The 13,633-nt window shown below is 66.3% G+C and carries 15 protein-coding genes; 11 read left to right on the forward strand and 4 right to left on the reverse strand.

The window, feature by feature from the left end:
• Positions 1-8: 8 nt before the first annotated feature.
• The 3 genes from U4Z31_RS06820 to U4Z31_RS06830 form a co-directional block, all read right to left on the reverse strand.
• Entirely contained in the window at positions 9-518 is a 510-nt protein-coding gene (locus tag U4Z31_RS06820) for a hypothetical protein (protein ID WP_175906459.1), read from the reverse strand.
• A 224-nt stretch (positions 519-742) separates the two neighbouring features.
• A complete protein-coding gene (locus U4Z31_RS06825) occupies positions 743-1,747 on the reverse strand; it encodes an HpcH/HpaI aldolase/citrate lyase family protein (protein WP_321809809.1) in 1,005 nt (334 codons plus the stop codon).
• A 183-nt stretch (positions 1,748-1,930) separates the two neighbouring features.
• Positions 1,931-2,917, reverse strand: a complete 987-nt coding sequence (locus U4Z31_RS06830; protein WP_044843799.1) for a malate dehydrogenase — start codon at positions 2,915-2,917, stop codon at positions 1,931-1,933.
• Between the two features lie 288 nt (positions 2,918-3,205).
• Between U4Z31_RS06830 and U4Z31_RS06835 the strand changes: the two genes are divergently transcribed.
• The 7 genes from U4Z31_RS06835 to gltA all read left to right on the forward strand — a co-directional run bounded on the left by U4Z31_RS06835 (position 3,206) and on the right by gltA (position 9,144).
• A complete protein-coding gene (locus U4Z31_RS06835; RefSeq protein WP_082088449.1) occupies positions 3,206-4,036 on the forward strand; it encodes a GntR family transcriptional regulator in 831 nt (276 codons plus the stop codon).
• Between the two features lie 170 nt (positions 4,037-4,206).
• Positions 4,207-4,623: a succinate dehydrogenase, cytochrome b556 subunit gene (sdhC, locus tag U4Z31_RS06840; protein WP_321809810.1), complete on the forward strand. Its 417-nt coding sequence runs from the start codon at positions 4,207-4,209 to the stop codon at positions 4,621-4,623.
• Between the two features lie 4 nt (positions 4,624-4,627).
• Positions 4,628-4,996, forward strand: a complete 369-nt coding sequence (gene sdhD / locus U4Z31_RS06845) for a succinate dehydrogenase, hydrophobic membrane anchor protein (protein ID WP_006399546.1) — start codon at positions 4,628-4,630, stop codon at positions 4,994-4,996.
• 3 nt (positions 4,997-4,999) lie between these two features.
• The gene (sdhA, locus tag U4Z31_RS06850) at positions 5,000-6,775 is read left to right on the forward strand and encodes a succinate dehydrogenase flavoprotein subunit (protein WP_044843800.1); all 1,776 of its coding nucleotides are present in this window, start codon (positions 5,000-5,002) and stop codon (positions 6,773-6,775) included.
• 21 nt (positions 6,776-6,796) lie between these two features.
• The gene (locus U4Z31_RS06855) at positions 6,797-7,498 is read left to right on the forward strand and encodes a succinate dehydrogenase iron-sulfur subunit (RefSeq protein ID WP_011658352.1); all 702 of its coding nucleotides are present in this window, start codon (positions 6,797-6,799) and stop codon (positions 7,496-7,498) included.
• Between the two features lie 6 nt (positions 7,499-7,504).
• A complete protein-coding gene (locus U4Z31_RS06860) occupies positions 7,505-7,777 on the forward strand; it encodes a succinate dehydrogenase assembly factor 2 (RefSeq protein WP_321799995.1) in 273 nt (90 codons plus the stop codon).
• A 65-nt stretch (positions 7,778-7,842) separates the two neighbouring features.
• Positions 7,843-9,144 (forward strand): citrate synthase, encoded by a 1,302-nt coding sequence (gene gltA / locus U4Z31_RS06865; RefSeq protein WP_014899964.1) that lies wholly within the window; start codon positions 7,843-7,845, stop codon positions 9,142-9,144.
• A gap of 90 nt (positions 9,145-9,234) precedes the next feature.
• Here the strand turns inward: gltA and U4Z31_RS06870 are convergent, their stop codons facing one another.
• Positions 9,235-10,224: an AraC family transcriptional regulator gene (locus U4Z31_RS06870; RefSeq protein WP_321809811.1), complete on the reverse strand. Its 990-nt coding sequence runs from the start codon at positions 10,222-10,224 to the stop codon at positions 9,235-9,237.
• 72 nt (positions 10,225-10,296) lie between these two features.
• On the opposite strand from U4Z31_RS06870, the gene U4Z31_RS06875 reads away from it, so the two are divergent.
• From U4Z31_RS06875 to U4Z31_RS06890, 4 genes are all read left to right on the forward strand, one after another.
• Positions 10,297-10,686 (forward strand): VOC family protein, encoded by a 390-nt coding sequence (locus tag U4Z31_RS06875; RefSeq protein WP_124521913.1) that lies wholly within the window; start codon positions 10,297-10,299, stop codon positions 10,684-10,686.
• Between the two features lie 111 nt (positions 10,687-10,797).
• Positions 10,798-12,051, forward strand: a complete 1,254-nt coding sequence (locus U4Z31_RS06880; RefSeq protein WP_321809812.1) for a DUF1479 domain-containing protein — start codon at positions 10,798-10,800, stop codon at positions 12,049-12,051.
• Positions 12,052-12,280: 229 nt separating this feature from the next.
• Positions 12,281-13,039, forward strand: a complete 759-nt coding sequence (locus U4Z31_RS06885; protein WP_044843999.1) for a dimethylarginine dimethylaminohydrolase family protein — start codon at positions 12,281-12,283, stop codon at positions 13,037-13,039.
• Positions 13,040-13,140: 101 nt separating this feature from the next.
• Complete coding sequence (locus U4Z31_RS06890) at positions 13,141-13,605, forward strand: Lrp/AsnC family transcriptional regulator (RefSeq protein WP_044843805.1); 465 nt, start codon at positions 13,141-13,143, stop codon at positions 13,603-13,605.
• Positions 13,606-13,633: the final 28 nt, after the last annotated feature.

Consider the following 13,633-nt stretch of genomic DNA (forward strand, 5'->3'; position numbering starts at 1 on the left):
GAGCGCGCTTAGTTCGTTGCCGGCTTCAGCTCGTTCGATTGCGTCGGAGCCGGCGTGCCTTGCGCCATTTCCGGCGTCACGCATTCGTCGGCGAGACGCTCGCCGCCGTTCGCGTCGCTGAACAGCATCGCCTTGCTCGGGATCACGACCAGCTTGAAGCCTGCTGCCGGATCATAGAACGTGTCGGCGCCCGTCGTCGTGGCCTGACGCGGCAGCTTGTAGTTCTTCTTCGCCCAGTGAACCGTGACGACCTGGTCACGCTTCATGTCGCCGGCGAGGTCGAACGACAGGCCGTCCTTGCACGCCCACTTGACCGCGCCGTCCGGTACCGGATCGACCTTGGCCGCGGCACGCGCCTGCGCCTTCTTGCTGCGCGGAACGATGCGCTTGGCCGGCGCCGGGCGCTTGGCCGTCTTCTTCGCAGTCGTCGCCGTATCCTGGGCGAACGCGCTCGGAGCCGACACCAGCATCGTGGCGGACAAGGCGCCGATGGCGGTAGCGATCAGGAGTTTCTTCATGGAGTCAGAACCTTTCGATAATCAGTTGACAAGGGCCGGCAGCTGACACCGCCGGCCGGTTTGAAACTGCACGCGCCCCGGAAGCGCGCAGCGGCCGCTATTTTCACCTATTTGGCCGCGCACATATCAGGTTTTCGGGCTCCGTTACGTTTTTTGTCGTTTCGCCAACCCGTCTCGGGTTCGCGCCCCGGTGATTCGATGAAATTCGTGTGTCGGGCGCGCGCTCACCGCGCGTCTCCGGCGGCCGGGCCGAACAGCGGCGCGGCCTCGGCCGGCACCGGCTGGCCGGTCGCCCGCGCGCGGCGCAGCACCGACCAGTAATAGCGGTAGCTCGCGCGATCGTGCAGTGTATCGCCGTGGCGCGTCGGGCCCCAGTCGGCGGCCTGCGCCGCCAGCAGGATCTCGGCGGCCAGCGCGACTTCATCGGTGCGCGGCGCGAACGCGTCGACGATCGGGCGGATCTGCGCGGGATGGATGCTCCACATCCGCGTGAACGCGAACTCGTCGCGCGCGCGGCGCGCGTCGCCGGCGACGACGGCCATGTCGCGCACTTCCGTCGTCACGTTGTGCGACGGCGTCTTGCCGTGCGCGTGGCAGGCGGCGGCGATTTCCAGCTTCGCGCGGCGCACGAGCGGATGGTCGAACTGGCCGGGCGAGCGCATCGCCGCATCGGGAATCGCGCCGTGATGCGCGGACACGAAGTCCATCAGCCCGAAGCTCAGCGTGCCGACCAGCGGCAGCGCGGCGAGCGCGGCCGCCTGGGCGAGCGCGCCGTGCGTCTCGACCAGCACGTCCACCGGAATCGGCTGCGCGAGGCCGAGCTCGCGGCGCGTGCCTTCGATGAACGCGACCATCTCGGCCGCGTCGGCGGCGCTCGCGATTTTCGGCAGCGTGACGTAGGCCGGCGCGCGCGCGGCGCGCAGCACGATGCGCACGTCGTCGCGCCAGTGGGGATGGGAAAAGTCGTGGATGCGGACGCCGACCCGCCCGAAGCGGTTCTCGGCGCCGCCGAGGCATTCGGCGACGAGCTGCGCGTGCGCGGCTTCCTGGCCGACGGCCGCGCCGTCCTCGCAGTCGAGCGTGATGTCGAACACGGGGCCGAGTTCGGCCTGGAGCGCGAGCGACTTGCGCATCAGCTTCTCGCTGCCCGCGTAGTGATCGCAGCAGGGCAGGATCGCGGGCGGGGACGCCCCGTCGTACAGCACTTGTGCAGGAGTGAGCGCGGACATCTCTTCTACGTCAAGGAAGCGGGCAACGTGGAGAAAATCGGATTCGGGCACGTTCTGGGCCGCGCGCTGGGCGCCTGGAGCGGCAAAACGTGCCCGGATCGGATCGGGCGGCGGGGCCGGCTGCAGCCCCGCCGCCCGTGCCGTGGCCGGCCCGCCCGGAGGCGGCCCGACCATGCAGCCTGCTTAGTTCTTCAGCAGGTGGGCGACGCCGTCGCGCTCTTCGAGCAGCTCGGCCAGCGTGCCGTCCATCTTCTCGCGCGAGAACGCGTCGATTTCGAGGCCTTCGACGCGCTTGTACTCGCCGTTTTCGCACGTGACCGGCACGCCGTAGATGATGTCTTCGGGGATGCCGTACGAGCCGTCCGACGGGATGCCCATCGTGACCCACTTGCCGTTCGTGCCGAGGACCCAGTCACGCACGTGGTCGATCGCCGCGTTGGCTGCCGACGCCGCCGACGACAGGCCGCGCGCTTCGATGATCGCCGCGCCGCGCTTGCCGACGGTCGGGATGAACGTGTCGCGGTTCCACACGTCGTCGTTGATCAGCTTCAGCAGCGACTCGCCTTCGACGGTCGCGAAGCGGAAGTCGGGGTACATCGTCGGCGAGTGGTTGCCCCACACGGCGAGCTTCTCGATCGACGCGACCGGCTTGCCCGACTTGGCGGCGAGCTGCGACAGCGCGCGGTTGTGGTCGAGGCGCAGCATCGCCGTGAAGTTCTTCTTCGGCAGATCCGGTGCCGACTTCATCGCGATGTATGCGTTGGTGTTCGCCGGGTTGCCGACGACCAGCACCTTCACGTCGCGGCTCGCGACTTCGTTCAGCGCAGCGCCCTGGACCGTGAAGATCTCGGCGTTCGCCGACAGCAGGTCCTTGCGCTCCATGCCCTTCGAGCGCGGACGTGCACCGACCAGTAGCGCGACGTCTGCGTCCTTGAATGCAACCTTCGGATCGTCGGTGATCACGACGCCCGCGAGCAGCGGGAACGCGCAATCGTCGAGTTCCATCACGACGCCTTTGACGGCGGCTTGGGCTTGCGGGAGGTCGAGCAGTTGCAGGATGACCGGCTGGTCCTTGCCGAGCAGGTCGCCGTTCGCGATGCGGAACAGCAGGGAGTAAGCGATTTGACCTGCGGCGCCGGTGACGGCAACGCGCTTTGCGGGCTTAGCCATTGAAAATCTCCAGGACGGGTGAAGCGGTGGACGCTAGGCAAAACGCCATTCTATGCGCGTTACGCGTAGCGTTGCATTGAAGCAGGGCGGAGGATTCGCGAAAGGCAGACGCGGTGAACCTGGAGACGGCCGTGGCACGTAGCCGGGGACGCATTTTGCACCCGCGAACCCTTGCTCGCCCCGGAGTGTAGGAGCCGATGGACCCAAAGTCAAACGGTATCATATGTCTTATATAAGACAGATGTTTTGCGGAATTTGAGTGGACGGAAAAGCGCGGTTTGTGATGAAATGCGCGCCATGACATCGAACCAGGCGAACAACGCGAATCCGACCGGCGCAGGCGGCCCAGGGCAGCCGGGCGCGGGCGATTCCGTGCCGGCGCCTGCGCCGGCCGCTTCGCCGTCGCCGACATTCAGTCCGTTATACCAGCAGATCAAGTCATTGATCACGCAAAGTCTCGAATCCGGTGAATGGAAGCCGGGCGAGATCATCCCGAGCGAAGTGGAGCTGGCTGCCCGTTACAAGGTCAGCCAGGGCACCGTTCGCAAGGCGATCGACGAGCTGGCCGCGGAAAACCTCGTGGTCCGGCGGCAAGGCAAGGGTACTTTTGTTGCGACGCACAATGAGGATCGCGCGCAGTTCCGCTTCCTGCGGCTGCTGGCTGACGACGGCGCCGAGCATCCGCACGTGAGCCGCCTGCTCGAATGCCGGCGCCTGCGCGCGCCGGCCGAGATCGCGCGGCAGCTCGACCTGAAGCCGGCCGATCCGGTCGTGCAGGTGCGTCGCCTGCTGGAGTTCGAGAACGAAGTGACGGTGCTCGACGAGATCTGGCTGCCGGGCGCGATGTTCCGCGGGCTCACGTTCGAGCGGCTGAGCGAGTACAAGGGCCCGCTCTACGCGATGTTCGAGACGGAATTCGGCACGCGGATGATCCGCGCGACGGAGAAGATCCGCGCGGTGGCGGCGGAGCCGGCGGTGGCCGACCTGCTGCACGTGCCGGCGGGTTTTCCGTTGCTGTCGGTCGAGCGCGTGTCCTATACATACGGAGACCGGCCGGTGGAAGTGCGGCGCGGCTGGTATGTCACAACCGGGTATTACTATCAGAATGACTTGAGCTGACGACGGATCGGCACAAGCAGCGTGCACGCGGGTTTCGCATTTTCGCGTAGCACGTTTCGGGCCGCCTTTATTCCCGTTCGCGTAATGATCCAGAGCAGACTTTCGCTGCAGCGCGATATAAAAAGGCGCTAAAATCGCGGATTAGTGTGACAACATAGTAGGGGTCTAGCATGACTGACGCAGTAAGAAAGCCGAGGCCGGAATACCGGAACATCGGAATCGCCGACATCACCTTGAAATATCGCATGCCGCTGGCGGCGACATTGTCGATTCTCCACCGAGTCAGCGGCGCGCTGCTGTTCCTGTTCCTGCCGTTCCTGCTGTTCCTCTTCGACCAGAGTCTCACCTCCGAGCTCAGCTTCGAAGTCTTCAAGGCTTTCCTCTCCAACATCGTCGTCAAGCTGATCGTCCTCGCGCTGTCCTGGGCGTTCCTCCACCATTTCTGCGCCGGCATTCGCCACCTGCTGATGGACGTCAACCACGACGCCGTCTCGAAGGAAGGCGGCAAGCGGACGGCCGTCGTCGTCTTTGTCGTCTCGATCGCGCTGACGATCGCCATGGCACTCAAACTGTTCGGAGCATTCTAAGAAAATGGCAGCCAATAACCGAATCGGCTCGAAGCGCCTCGTCGTCGGCGCTCACTACGGCCTGCGCGACTGGCTCGCGCAGCGCGTCACCGCCACGATCATGGCGGTCTACACGGTCATTCTGCTCGTCCTGTTCTTCGGAGCGCATGACTTCTCGTACGAAGGCTGGGCATCGATCTTCTCCGCGCAATGGATGAAGCTCGCGACCTTCGTGACGCTGCTTTCCCTCTTCTACCACGCATGGGTCGGCGTGCGCGACATCTGGATGGACTACGTGAAGCCCGTCGGTGTGCGCCTGCTGCTGCAATCGCTGACCATCGTCTGGCTGCTCGCATGTGCGGGCTACGCCGCGCAGATTCTCTGGAGAGTGTAAAGAATGGCTGCAATCAAAACTTCCCTGCCGCGCCGCAAGTTCGACGTGGTGATCGTCGGCGCGGGCGGCTCGGGCTTGCGCGCAGCGCTGCAACTGTCGCGCGCGGGCCTGTCGGTCGGCGTGCTGTCGAAGGTGTTCCCGACCCGTTCGCACACGGTGGCCGCACAGGGCGGCATCGGCGCGTCGCTCGGCAACATGAGCGAAGACAACTGGCACTTCCACTTCTACGACACGATCAAGGGTTCCGACTGGCTCGGCGACCAGGACGCGATCGAGTTCATGTGCCGCGAAGCACCGAACGTCGTGTACGAACTGGAACACTTCGGCATGCCGTTCGACCGTAACGCGGACGGCACGATCTACCAGCGTCCGTTCGGCGGCCACACCGCGAACTACGGCGAGAAGCCGGTCCAGCGCGCATGCGCGGCCGCCGACCGTACCGGTCACGCGCTGCTGCACACGCTGTACCAGCAGAACGTCGAAGCGAAGACGCAGTTCTTCGTCGAATGGATGGCGCTCGACCTGATCCGCGACGCGGACGGCGACGTGCTCGGCGTGACGGCCCTCGAGATGGAGACGGGCGACGTCTACATCATGGAAGGCAAGACGACGCTGTTCGCGACGGGCGGCGCAGGCCGGATCTTCGCGGCATCGACGAACGCGTTCATCAACACCGGCGACGGCCTCGGCATGGCTGCCCGCTCGGGCATCGCGCTGCAGGACATGGAATTCTGGCAGTTCCACCCGACCGGCGTGGCCGGCGCGGGCGTGCTGATCACCGAAGGCGTGCGCGGCGAAGGCGGTATCCTGCGCAATGCGAACGGCGAGCGCTTCATGGAACGCTACGCACCGACGCTGAAGGACCTGGCGCCGCGTGACTTCGTGTCGCGTTCGATGGACCAGGAAATCAAGGAAGGCCGCGGCGTGGGTCCGAACAAGGATCACGTGCTGCTCGACCTGTCGCACATCGGCGCCGAGACGATCATGAAGCGTCTGCCGTCGATCCGCGAAATCGCGCTGAAGTTCGCGAACGTCGACGCGATCAAGGAACCGATCCCGGTCGTCCCGACGATCCACTACCAGATGGGCGGCATCCCGACCAACATCCACGGTCAGGTCGTCGGCACGTCGCGCGGCCACAAGGATCCGGTCAACGGCTTCTACGCAGTGGGCGAGTGCTCGTGCGTGTCCGTGCACGGCGCGAACCGCCTCGGCACGAACTCGCTGCTGGACCTCGTGGTATTCGGCCGTGCGGCCGGCAACCACATCGTCGAGCACGTGAAGAACCAGAAGGAACACAAGCCGCTGCCGGCCGATGCAGGCGAATTCTCGCTGGCGCGTCTGAACAAGCTCGACAAGTCGAGCTCGGGCGAGTACACGCAGGACGTCGCGAACGACATCCGCGCGACGATGCAGAAGCACGCAGGCGTGTTCCGCACGTCGGCGCTGCTGAAGGAAGGCGTCGACCAGATGGCCGGCCTGAAGGCCCGCGTGGAAAACATCCACCTGAAGGACAAGTCGAAGGTGTTCAACACCGCGCGCGTCGAAGCGCTCGAGCTGGAGAACCTGATCGAAGTCGCCCGCGCGACGATGGTGTCGGCGGAAGCGCGCAAGGAAAGCCGCGGCGCGCACGCGCACAGCGATTACGAACACCGCGACGACGACAACTGGCTGCGCCACACGCTGTGGTACAGCGAAGGCGATCGCCTCGACTACAAGCCGGTTCAAATGAAGCCGCTGACGGTCGACTCCGTGCCGCCGAAGCCGCGCACGTTCTAAGCCGAGTCAAAGGAATCCGAAATGGCAAAACGCATTTTTGAAGTCTACCGCTACGATCCGGACAAGGACGCGGCACCGCGCATGCAGACGTACGAGCTCGAGATCCAGCATGAGCGCATGCTGCTCGACGCACTGGTCAAGCTGAAGGCCGTCGACGAGACGCTGTCGTTCCGCCGTTCGTGCCGCGAAGGCGTGTGCGGTTCGGACGCGATGAACATCAACGGCAAGAACGGTCTCGCGTGCCTGACGAACCTGAACGACCTGCCGCAGAAGATCGTGCTGCGTCCGCTGCCGGGCCTGCCCGTCGTGCGCGACCTGATCGTCGACATGACGCACTTCTTCAACCAGTATCACTCGATCAAGCCGTACCTGATCAACGACGCGCCGCCGCCGGAGAAGGAACGTCTCCAGTCGCCGGAAGAACGCGACGAGCTCGACGGCGTGTACGAGTGCATTCTGTGCGCGAGCTGCTCGACGTCGTGCCCGAGCTTCTGGTGGAACCCGGACAAGTTCGTCGGCCCGGCCGGCCTGCTGCAGGCTTACCGCTTCATCGCGGATAGCCGCGACACCGCCACCGGCGAGCGTCTCGACAACCTGGAAGACCCGTACCGTCTGTTCCGTTGCCACACGATCATGAACTGCGTCGACGTTTGCCCGAAGGGCCTGAACCCGACGAAGGCGATCGGCAAGATCAAGGAACTGATGGTTCGCCGCGCGGTTTAAAGTTTGATGAGCGACGAATCGCATCAATCCGACCCGCACCGTCGCGCGCGCCTTCGCTGGCGCGCGCGGCGGGGTCTGCTGGAAAACGACATCGTATTCGAGCGTTTCTTCAGCAGATACGAGCATGACCTCACCGATGCAGACGTAGGCGCGTTGTCGCGCCTGCTCGATCTGAGCGACAACGACCTGATGGACTTGCTCCTCGCGCGCAAGGAACCAGAGGGCGACCTAGACAGCCAGGACATTCACCGGCTGTTGGAGATGCTGCGCAACGTGTAACGCCAAGGTGTAACGCGCTGTGCCCGTTATCGAATCCCGTTTCTATTTTCGATTGAGGATGTGCCATGACTCCGTCTGATGTTAAAGCCACGCTATCGTTCAGCGACAACTCGCCGAGCGTCGAACTGCCGATCTACAAGGGCACGATGGGCCCGGACGTGATCGACATCCGCAAGCTGTACGGCCAGACCGGCAAGTTCACGTACGACCCGGGCTTCATGTCGACGGCAGCTTGTAATTCGGCGATCACGTACATCGACGGCGACAAGGGCGAACTGCTGTACCGCGGCTACCCGATCGACAACCTCGCGCAGAACGCCGACTTCCTCGAGTCCTGCTACCTGCTGCTGAAGGGCGAGCTGCCGAACGCGGCGCAAAAGAAGGAATTCGTCGACACCGTCACGAAGCACACGATGGTGCACGAGCAGATGCACTTCTTCTTCCGTGGCTTCCGCCGCGACGCGCACCCGATGGCGATCCTGGTCGCCGCGGTCGGCGCGCTGTCCGCGTTCTACCACGACTCGCTCGACATCAACGACCCGCGTCACCGCGAAGTGTCGGCGATCCGCATGATCGCGAAGCTGCCGACGCTCGTCGCGATGGCGTACAAGTACAGCATCGGCCAGCCGTTCGTGTATCCGAAGAACTCGCTGTCGTACAGCGCGAACTTCATGCACATGATGTTCTCGAACCCGTGCGAAGAGTACAAGGTCAACGACGTGCTCGTCCGCGCACTCGACCGCATCCTGATCCTGCACGCCGATCACGAGCAGAACGCATCGACGTCGACGGTCCGCCTGGCCGGCTCGTCGGGCGCGAACCCGTTCGCGTGTATCGCGGCCGGTATCGCGTGTCTGTGGGGCCCGGCGCACGGTGGTGCGAACGAAGCCGCGCTGAACATGCTCGAGCAGATCGGTTCGCCGGACAACATCCCCGAATTCATCAAGCAGGTGAAGGACAAGAATTCGGGCGTGAAGCTGATGGGCTTCGGTCACCGCGTGTACAAGAACTACGACCCGCGTGCGAAGCTGATGCGCGAAACGTGCTACGAAGTGCTGAACGAACTCGGCCTGCACGACGACCCGCTGTTCAAGCTCGCGATGCAGCTCGAGAAGATCGCGCTGGAAGACGAATACTTCGTGTCGCGCAAGCTGTACCCGAACGTCGACTTCTACTCGGGTATCGTCCAGCGCGCGCTGGGCATCCCGACGTCGATGTTCACGTGTATCTTCGCGATGGCACGTACGGTTGGCTGGATCGCACAGTGGAACGAAATGATCGCGGATCCGGAACAGAAGATCGGCCGTCCGCGTCAGCTGTTCATCGGCGACACGCCGCGCGAAGCGAAGCCGATCAACGCACGTTAAGTCGTGCGCGGCGCGAACGGCCGCAAGGCCGCTCGCGTCCGGCAACCGCAACGCCCCGACACCCCGGTGGGACATCCCGCCGGGGTGTTTTCATTTGCGCGGCCGACGCTGGCCCGAGCCGGCGCGGCGTTCCAGCGACGGCGGGCGTGTGTCGAGCGGCGGCGAGTCGGTGCCGGTGTCGCTGTCGGGCGCGTGGCCGTGTTGCGCGAAGAACTGCCGGTATGCGCCGGGCGTCATCCCGCGCGCGGCGAGGAACTGGCGGTTGAAGTTCGCGGCGTTCGGAATGCCGCAGCGCGCGGCGACCGTCGCGATCGGCCAGTCGGTGCCGACCAGATGGCGGCACGCATGCGCGAGCCGCAGCCGCTGCATGTAGCGGCCGACGCTTTCGCCGAGGTGCCGTACGAACAACCGCTGCAGCGTGCGTTCGGACATGTGCGCGACGGTCGCGAGCGCATCGACGCGCAGCGGCTCGTGGAACTGCCGGTCGATCGCGTCGAGCACGCGATCGAGCCGCTCGGCTTCGGGCGCGGCGGCGTTCGCGGACGGCGACGCTGCATCGGGTTGATCGTAGGCCTGCGCGGTGGCGAGCGGTTCGCCGCCGGCGTCCGCGAGATCGGCGAGCGTGTCGAGTGCGGCCGCGAGGCGAATGCGCGGCGAAGGGTCGAGCAACTGCGGCAGCCGCGCGCGCATCGCACGGGCCGTATCGGCGTCGAATGCGAGGCCGGGCGCCGCGCGCCGCAGCAGCGAGCGCAGCGGCGCGTACTCGGGGCAGCAGTCGGCCACGCGTCGTGCCCAGTCACCGTCGAACCAGACGACGAGCGCGACTTCCGGCGCCGCGCGATCGATGCGCGCATTCGACGACCACGTATGCGGCAGGTTGGGCGGCACGAGCACCAGATCGTCGTCCGCATAGCGCGCGACGTGGTCGCCGATGAAGCGCTGGCCGCGGCTGTTCAGCGTCAGCGTCAGTTCGTACTCGGGATGACGGTGCCATTCGAACGGAATCCGTGCGAGCTGGCGGTGGTACACGCGGATCGAACAGCCGGGGGCGAACGTCACGTGCTCGTACTGCGGTTTCATCGCGGCCTCCGGGCGAGGGCGGGCAGCGCGCCGTGGCATGATCGTGATTGATCGTCACGACGGAGCGATGCCATGTTTTCACATGTTTGCGTGGGCGTCAGCGATACCGCGCGCGCGTACGACTTCTACGCGCCGCTGTTCGCGGAACTCGGGCTGCGGCTGAAGTTCAGCGAGCCGGACGGCTGGTCGGGCTGGATGCCGGCCGACACCGACCGGCCGCTGTTCTTCCTCGGCCGGCCGCTCGACGGCCGCGCGCCCGAACCCGGCAACGGCCATACGATCGCATTCGACGCGCCGACCCGCGCGCAGGTCGACCGCTGCCACGCGCTCGCGCTGCAGCAGGGCGGCACCTGCGAAGGGCCGCCGGGCCTGCGGCCGCACTATCACCCCGACTACTACGGCGCGTATTTCCGCGACCCGGACGGCAACAAGCTGTGCGTGGTCTGCCATCGTCCGGAGTAGCGAGCGGTTTGTCAGGATTGTATCGATAGTTGGCCGGATAGTGTCGATGGCGGCGATGCGTCCGCCGTACGCTGAATGCTCATCACCACACGATTCAGCGAGGAGACGACGATGCACCTGACGATTGACGATCTGCCGGTTGCGATCCGCACGGCGAAAAGGGCGCTGCGTGCCGATCTGCCCGGTTACGCGGCCACGTTCCGCGAACTGGAGGGCGATATCGCGCGGCAGGTCGACGCGATCCGTCGCGCGTACGCGCACGGCCGCGACGTGATCCCGGTGTTGCGATTCGCGGATATCGCGAACGGCACCGTCGATCCGCAGGCGATCGCCGCGATCCGCACGCACGGCGCCGCGGTGATCCGCGGCGTGTTCGACGCGCAGCAGGCGCGCGACTGGAACGACGAGATCGGCGCCTATCTGGATGCGAACCGCTTCGCCGAGCGGCTGCATGCACGCGCCGAGGACCGCTACTTCGGCAATCTCGCATCGGGCAAGCCGCAGATCTACGGCGTCTACTGGTCGAAGCCGCAGGTGGCCGCGCGGCAGTCGCCGGCCCTCACGCAGGCGCGCGTGTTCCTGAACCGCCTGTGGCGTCATGCGGACGCCGCGCGCAGGCATTTCGACCCGGACCAGGTGCCGGCCTACGCCGACCGGATCCGCCGCCGGCCGCCGGGTTCGACGTCGCTCGGGCTGTCGCCGCATGTCGACGGCGGCTCCGTCGAACGCTGGCTCGGCGCGAATTTCCGGCAGGTCTATCGTCACGTGCTGGCCGGCCGCTGGCGCGCTTACGATCCGTTCGACGCGGCGTTCCGCCCCGACGTCGAGGAGATCCCGTCGCCGGCCGTGTGCTCGATGTTCCGCACGTTCCAGGGCTGGACCGCGCTGACGCCGCAAGGGCCCGGCGACGGCACCCTGCAGCTGATTCCGGTCGCGAACGCGATGGCGTATGTCGTGCTGCGCGCGCTGCAGGACGACGTCGCCGACGACGACCTGTGCGGCGCGCGTCCGGGCCGCGCGCTGTCGATCCTGCCCGCATGGCACGCGCCGCTGCTCGACGCGCTGGTGCCGATCCCGCACATGGAGCCGGGCGACGCGGTGTTCTGGCACGGCGACGTCGTGCATGCGGTCGAGGATGCGCATCGCGGCAGCGGCGACAGCAACGTGATGTATATCGCCGCCGCGCCCGGGTGCGCGAAGAACGACGCGTACCTGCAGCGCCAGCGGCTCGCGTTCCTGCGCGGCGACAGCCCGCCGGATTTCCCGGCCGATCATTTCGAGGTCGACTTCGACGGACGCGGCGGCGAGGGCGATCTCACGCCGCTGGGCTGTGCGCAAATGGGGTTCGCGCCCGTCGGCGCATGACGGACGCGCCGCATGCATCGGCCGCATCCGCACCGCGCGGAACGGCCGTTTGCACCGCGCCCGGCGGCTGTCTGCCGAATCCGCTGCATCCCGCCTGCAATTCGACGCGATCGGCTGCGGGCGCGCCCGAATTCGACGCGAATTGCGCAATTTGGCTTCCGATAATGGTCCGGACACAACGCAGCTGCCCCGTGCGTCGCACGGGGGCAGCGTGACCATGGAGGAGTCGATGCAATTCACGCAAGCGATCGTTCGCCGTCCCGCGCCGTCCTGCGGCGCGGGTCTCACCACCGCCGCGCTCGGCGCGCCCGACTACGACAAGACGCTCACGCAGTTCCACGCGTACTGCGACGCGCTGCGCGGGCTCGGCGTCGAGCTGACCGAGCTGCCGCCGCTGGACGCGTTTCCCGATTCGCACTTCGTCGAGGACGTCGCCGTCGTCACGCCCGAATTCGCGGTGATCACGCGTCCCGGCGCACCCGCGCGGCGCGGCGAGACGGTGCACATCGAAGCGGCGCTCGCCGCGCATCGCGACCTGCTGCCGATGCAGGAAGGCCGTCTCGACGGCGGCGACGTGATGCAGGTCGGCAAGCGCTTCTACATCGGCCTGACGGGCCGCACCGATGCCGAAGGCATCGCCGCGTTCGAGTCGCTGGTGGCGCGCTACGGTTATTCGGTCGTCGCGGTGCCGGTCGGCGCGGGGCTGCATCTGAAATCGGTCGTCAACGCGCTCGGCGACGACACGCTGCTCGTGACCGAGGCGCTGGCCGCGCATCCGGCGTTCGCCGACTATCGCCGCATCGCGATCTCGGCCGCCGACGAATACGCCGGCAACACGCTGCGCGTGAACGGCACGCTGATCACGCCGGCCGGCTATCCGCGCGTGCACGACGCGATTCAGTCGCTCGGGATGCCGCTGCACGTGATCGACACGAGCGAGTTCCGCAAGATGGACGGCGGCCTGACCTGCCTGTCGCTGCGGTTCTAGCCGATTGGCGCGCGGCCGCTTCGGCCGGATAATGTGGCCCCCGCGCGGAACCGGAGGAGACGCTCCGCGCACCAGCCACGACCCGACCGGAGCGAACGCGGATGACCGACAAGAAGATGCAGCTCGACAAGATCGATCTCCGGATCCTCGACATCCTGCGTACCGACGGGCGGATTTCCTACCGAAAGCTGTCCGAGCTCGTGAACCTTACGCCGCGGCCCTGCCAGGCGCGCGTGGAGCGGCTCGAGGCGCTCGGCGTGATCGAAGGCTACCGCGCGGTGATCAAGGCGCCGCGCGCGACCAAGCCGATCGTCGTGATCGCGCAGATCGTGCTGGCCGACCACGGGCGTTCGCAGGCGCCGTTCGAGGACGAGATGCGGGCCAATCCGGCCGTGCTCGATTGCTGGCTCGTCAGCGGCACGTTCGATTTTCTCGTGCGGCTCGCGTGCGAGGATCTCGACGAATACCGGCGGATCGCGAACGCGTGGCTGGAAAGCCCGCGGTTCCGGATCGAGAAGATCGTGACGACGGCCGAGCTGCAGGCGATCAAGCGCAGCGTCGTCTGACGCGGCCGTGCGCGTCCGGGCCGCCGGC

This window comes from Burkholderia sp. BCC1985, assembly GCF_905339915.1.
Classification (GTDB): Bacteria; Pseudomonadota; Gammaproteobacteria; order Burkholderiales; family Burkholderiaceae; genus Burkholderia.

What these genes read in the sequence shown, in the direction of transcription:
- U4Z31_RS06820 (WP_175906459.1), bottom strand. Translation starts at nt 518, where the DNA reads ATGAAGAAACTCCTGATCGCTACCGCCATCGGCGCCTTGTCCGCCACG.
- U4Z31_RS06825 (WP_321809809.1), bottom strand. Translation starts at nt 1,747, where the DNA reads ATGTCCGCGCTCACTCCTGCACAAGTGCTGTACGACGGGGCGTCCCCG.
- U4Z31_RS06830 (WP_044843799.1), bottom strand. Translation starts at nt 2,917, where the DNA reads ATGGCTAAGCCCGCAAAGCGCGTTGCCGTCACCGGCGCCGCAGGTCAA.
- U4Z31_RS06835 (WP_082088449.1), top strand. Translation starts at nt 3,206, where the DNA reads ATGCGCGCCATGACATCGAACCAGGCGAACAACGCGAATCCGACCGGC.
- sdhC (WP_321809810.1), top strand. Translation starts at nt 4,207, where the DNA reads ATGACTGACGCAGTAAGAAAGCCGAGGCCGGAATACCGGAACATCGGA.
- sdhD (WP_006399546.1), top strand. Translation starts at nt 4,628, where the DNA reads ATGGCAGCCAATAACCGAATCGGCTCGAAGCGCCTCGTCGTCGGCGCT.
- sdhA (WP_044843800.1), top strand. Translation starts at nt 5,000, where the DNA reads ATGGCTGCAATCAAAACTTCCCTGCCGCGCCGCAAGTTCGACGTGGTG.
- U4Z31_RS06855 (WP_011658352.1), top strand. Translation starts at nt 6,797, where the DNA reads ATGGCAAAACGCATTTTTGAAGTCTACCGCTACGATCCGGACAAGGAC.
- U4Z31_RS06860 (WP_321799995.1), top strand. Translation starts at nt 7,505, where the DNA reads ATGAGCGACGAATCGCATCAATCCGACCCGCACCGTCGCGCGCGCCTT.
- gltA (WP_014899964.1), top strand. Translation starts at nt 7,843, where the DNA reads ATGACTCCGTCTGATGTTAAAGCCACGCTATCGTTCAGCGACAACTCG.
- U4Z31_RS06870 (WP_321809811.1), bottom strand. Translation starts at nt 10,224, where the DNA reads ATGAAACCGCAGTACGAGCACGTGACGTTCGCCCCCGGCTGTTCGATC.
- U4Z31_RS06875 (WP_124521913.1), top strand. Translation starts at nt 10,297, where the DNA reads ATGTTTTCACATGTTTGCGTGGGCGTCAGCGATACCGCGCGCGCGTAC.
- U4Z31_RS06880 (WP_321809812.1), top strand. Translation starts at nt 10,798, where the DNA reads ATGCACCTGACGATTGACGATCTGCCGGTTGCGATCCGCACGGCGAAA.
- U4Z31_RS06885 (WP_044843999.1), top strand. Translation starts at nt 12,281, where the DNA reads ATGCAATTCACGCAAGCGATCGTTCGCCGTCCCGCGCCGTCCTGCGGC.
- U4Z31_RS06890 (WP_044843805.1), top strand. Translation starts at nt 13,141, where the DNA reads ATGACCGACAAGAAGATGCAGCTCGACAAGATCGATCTCCGGATCCTC.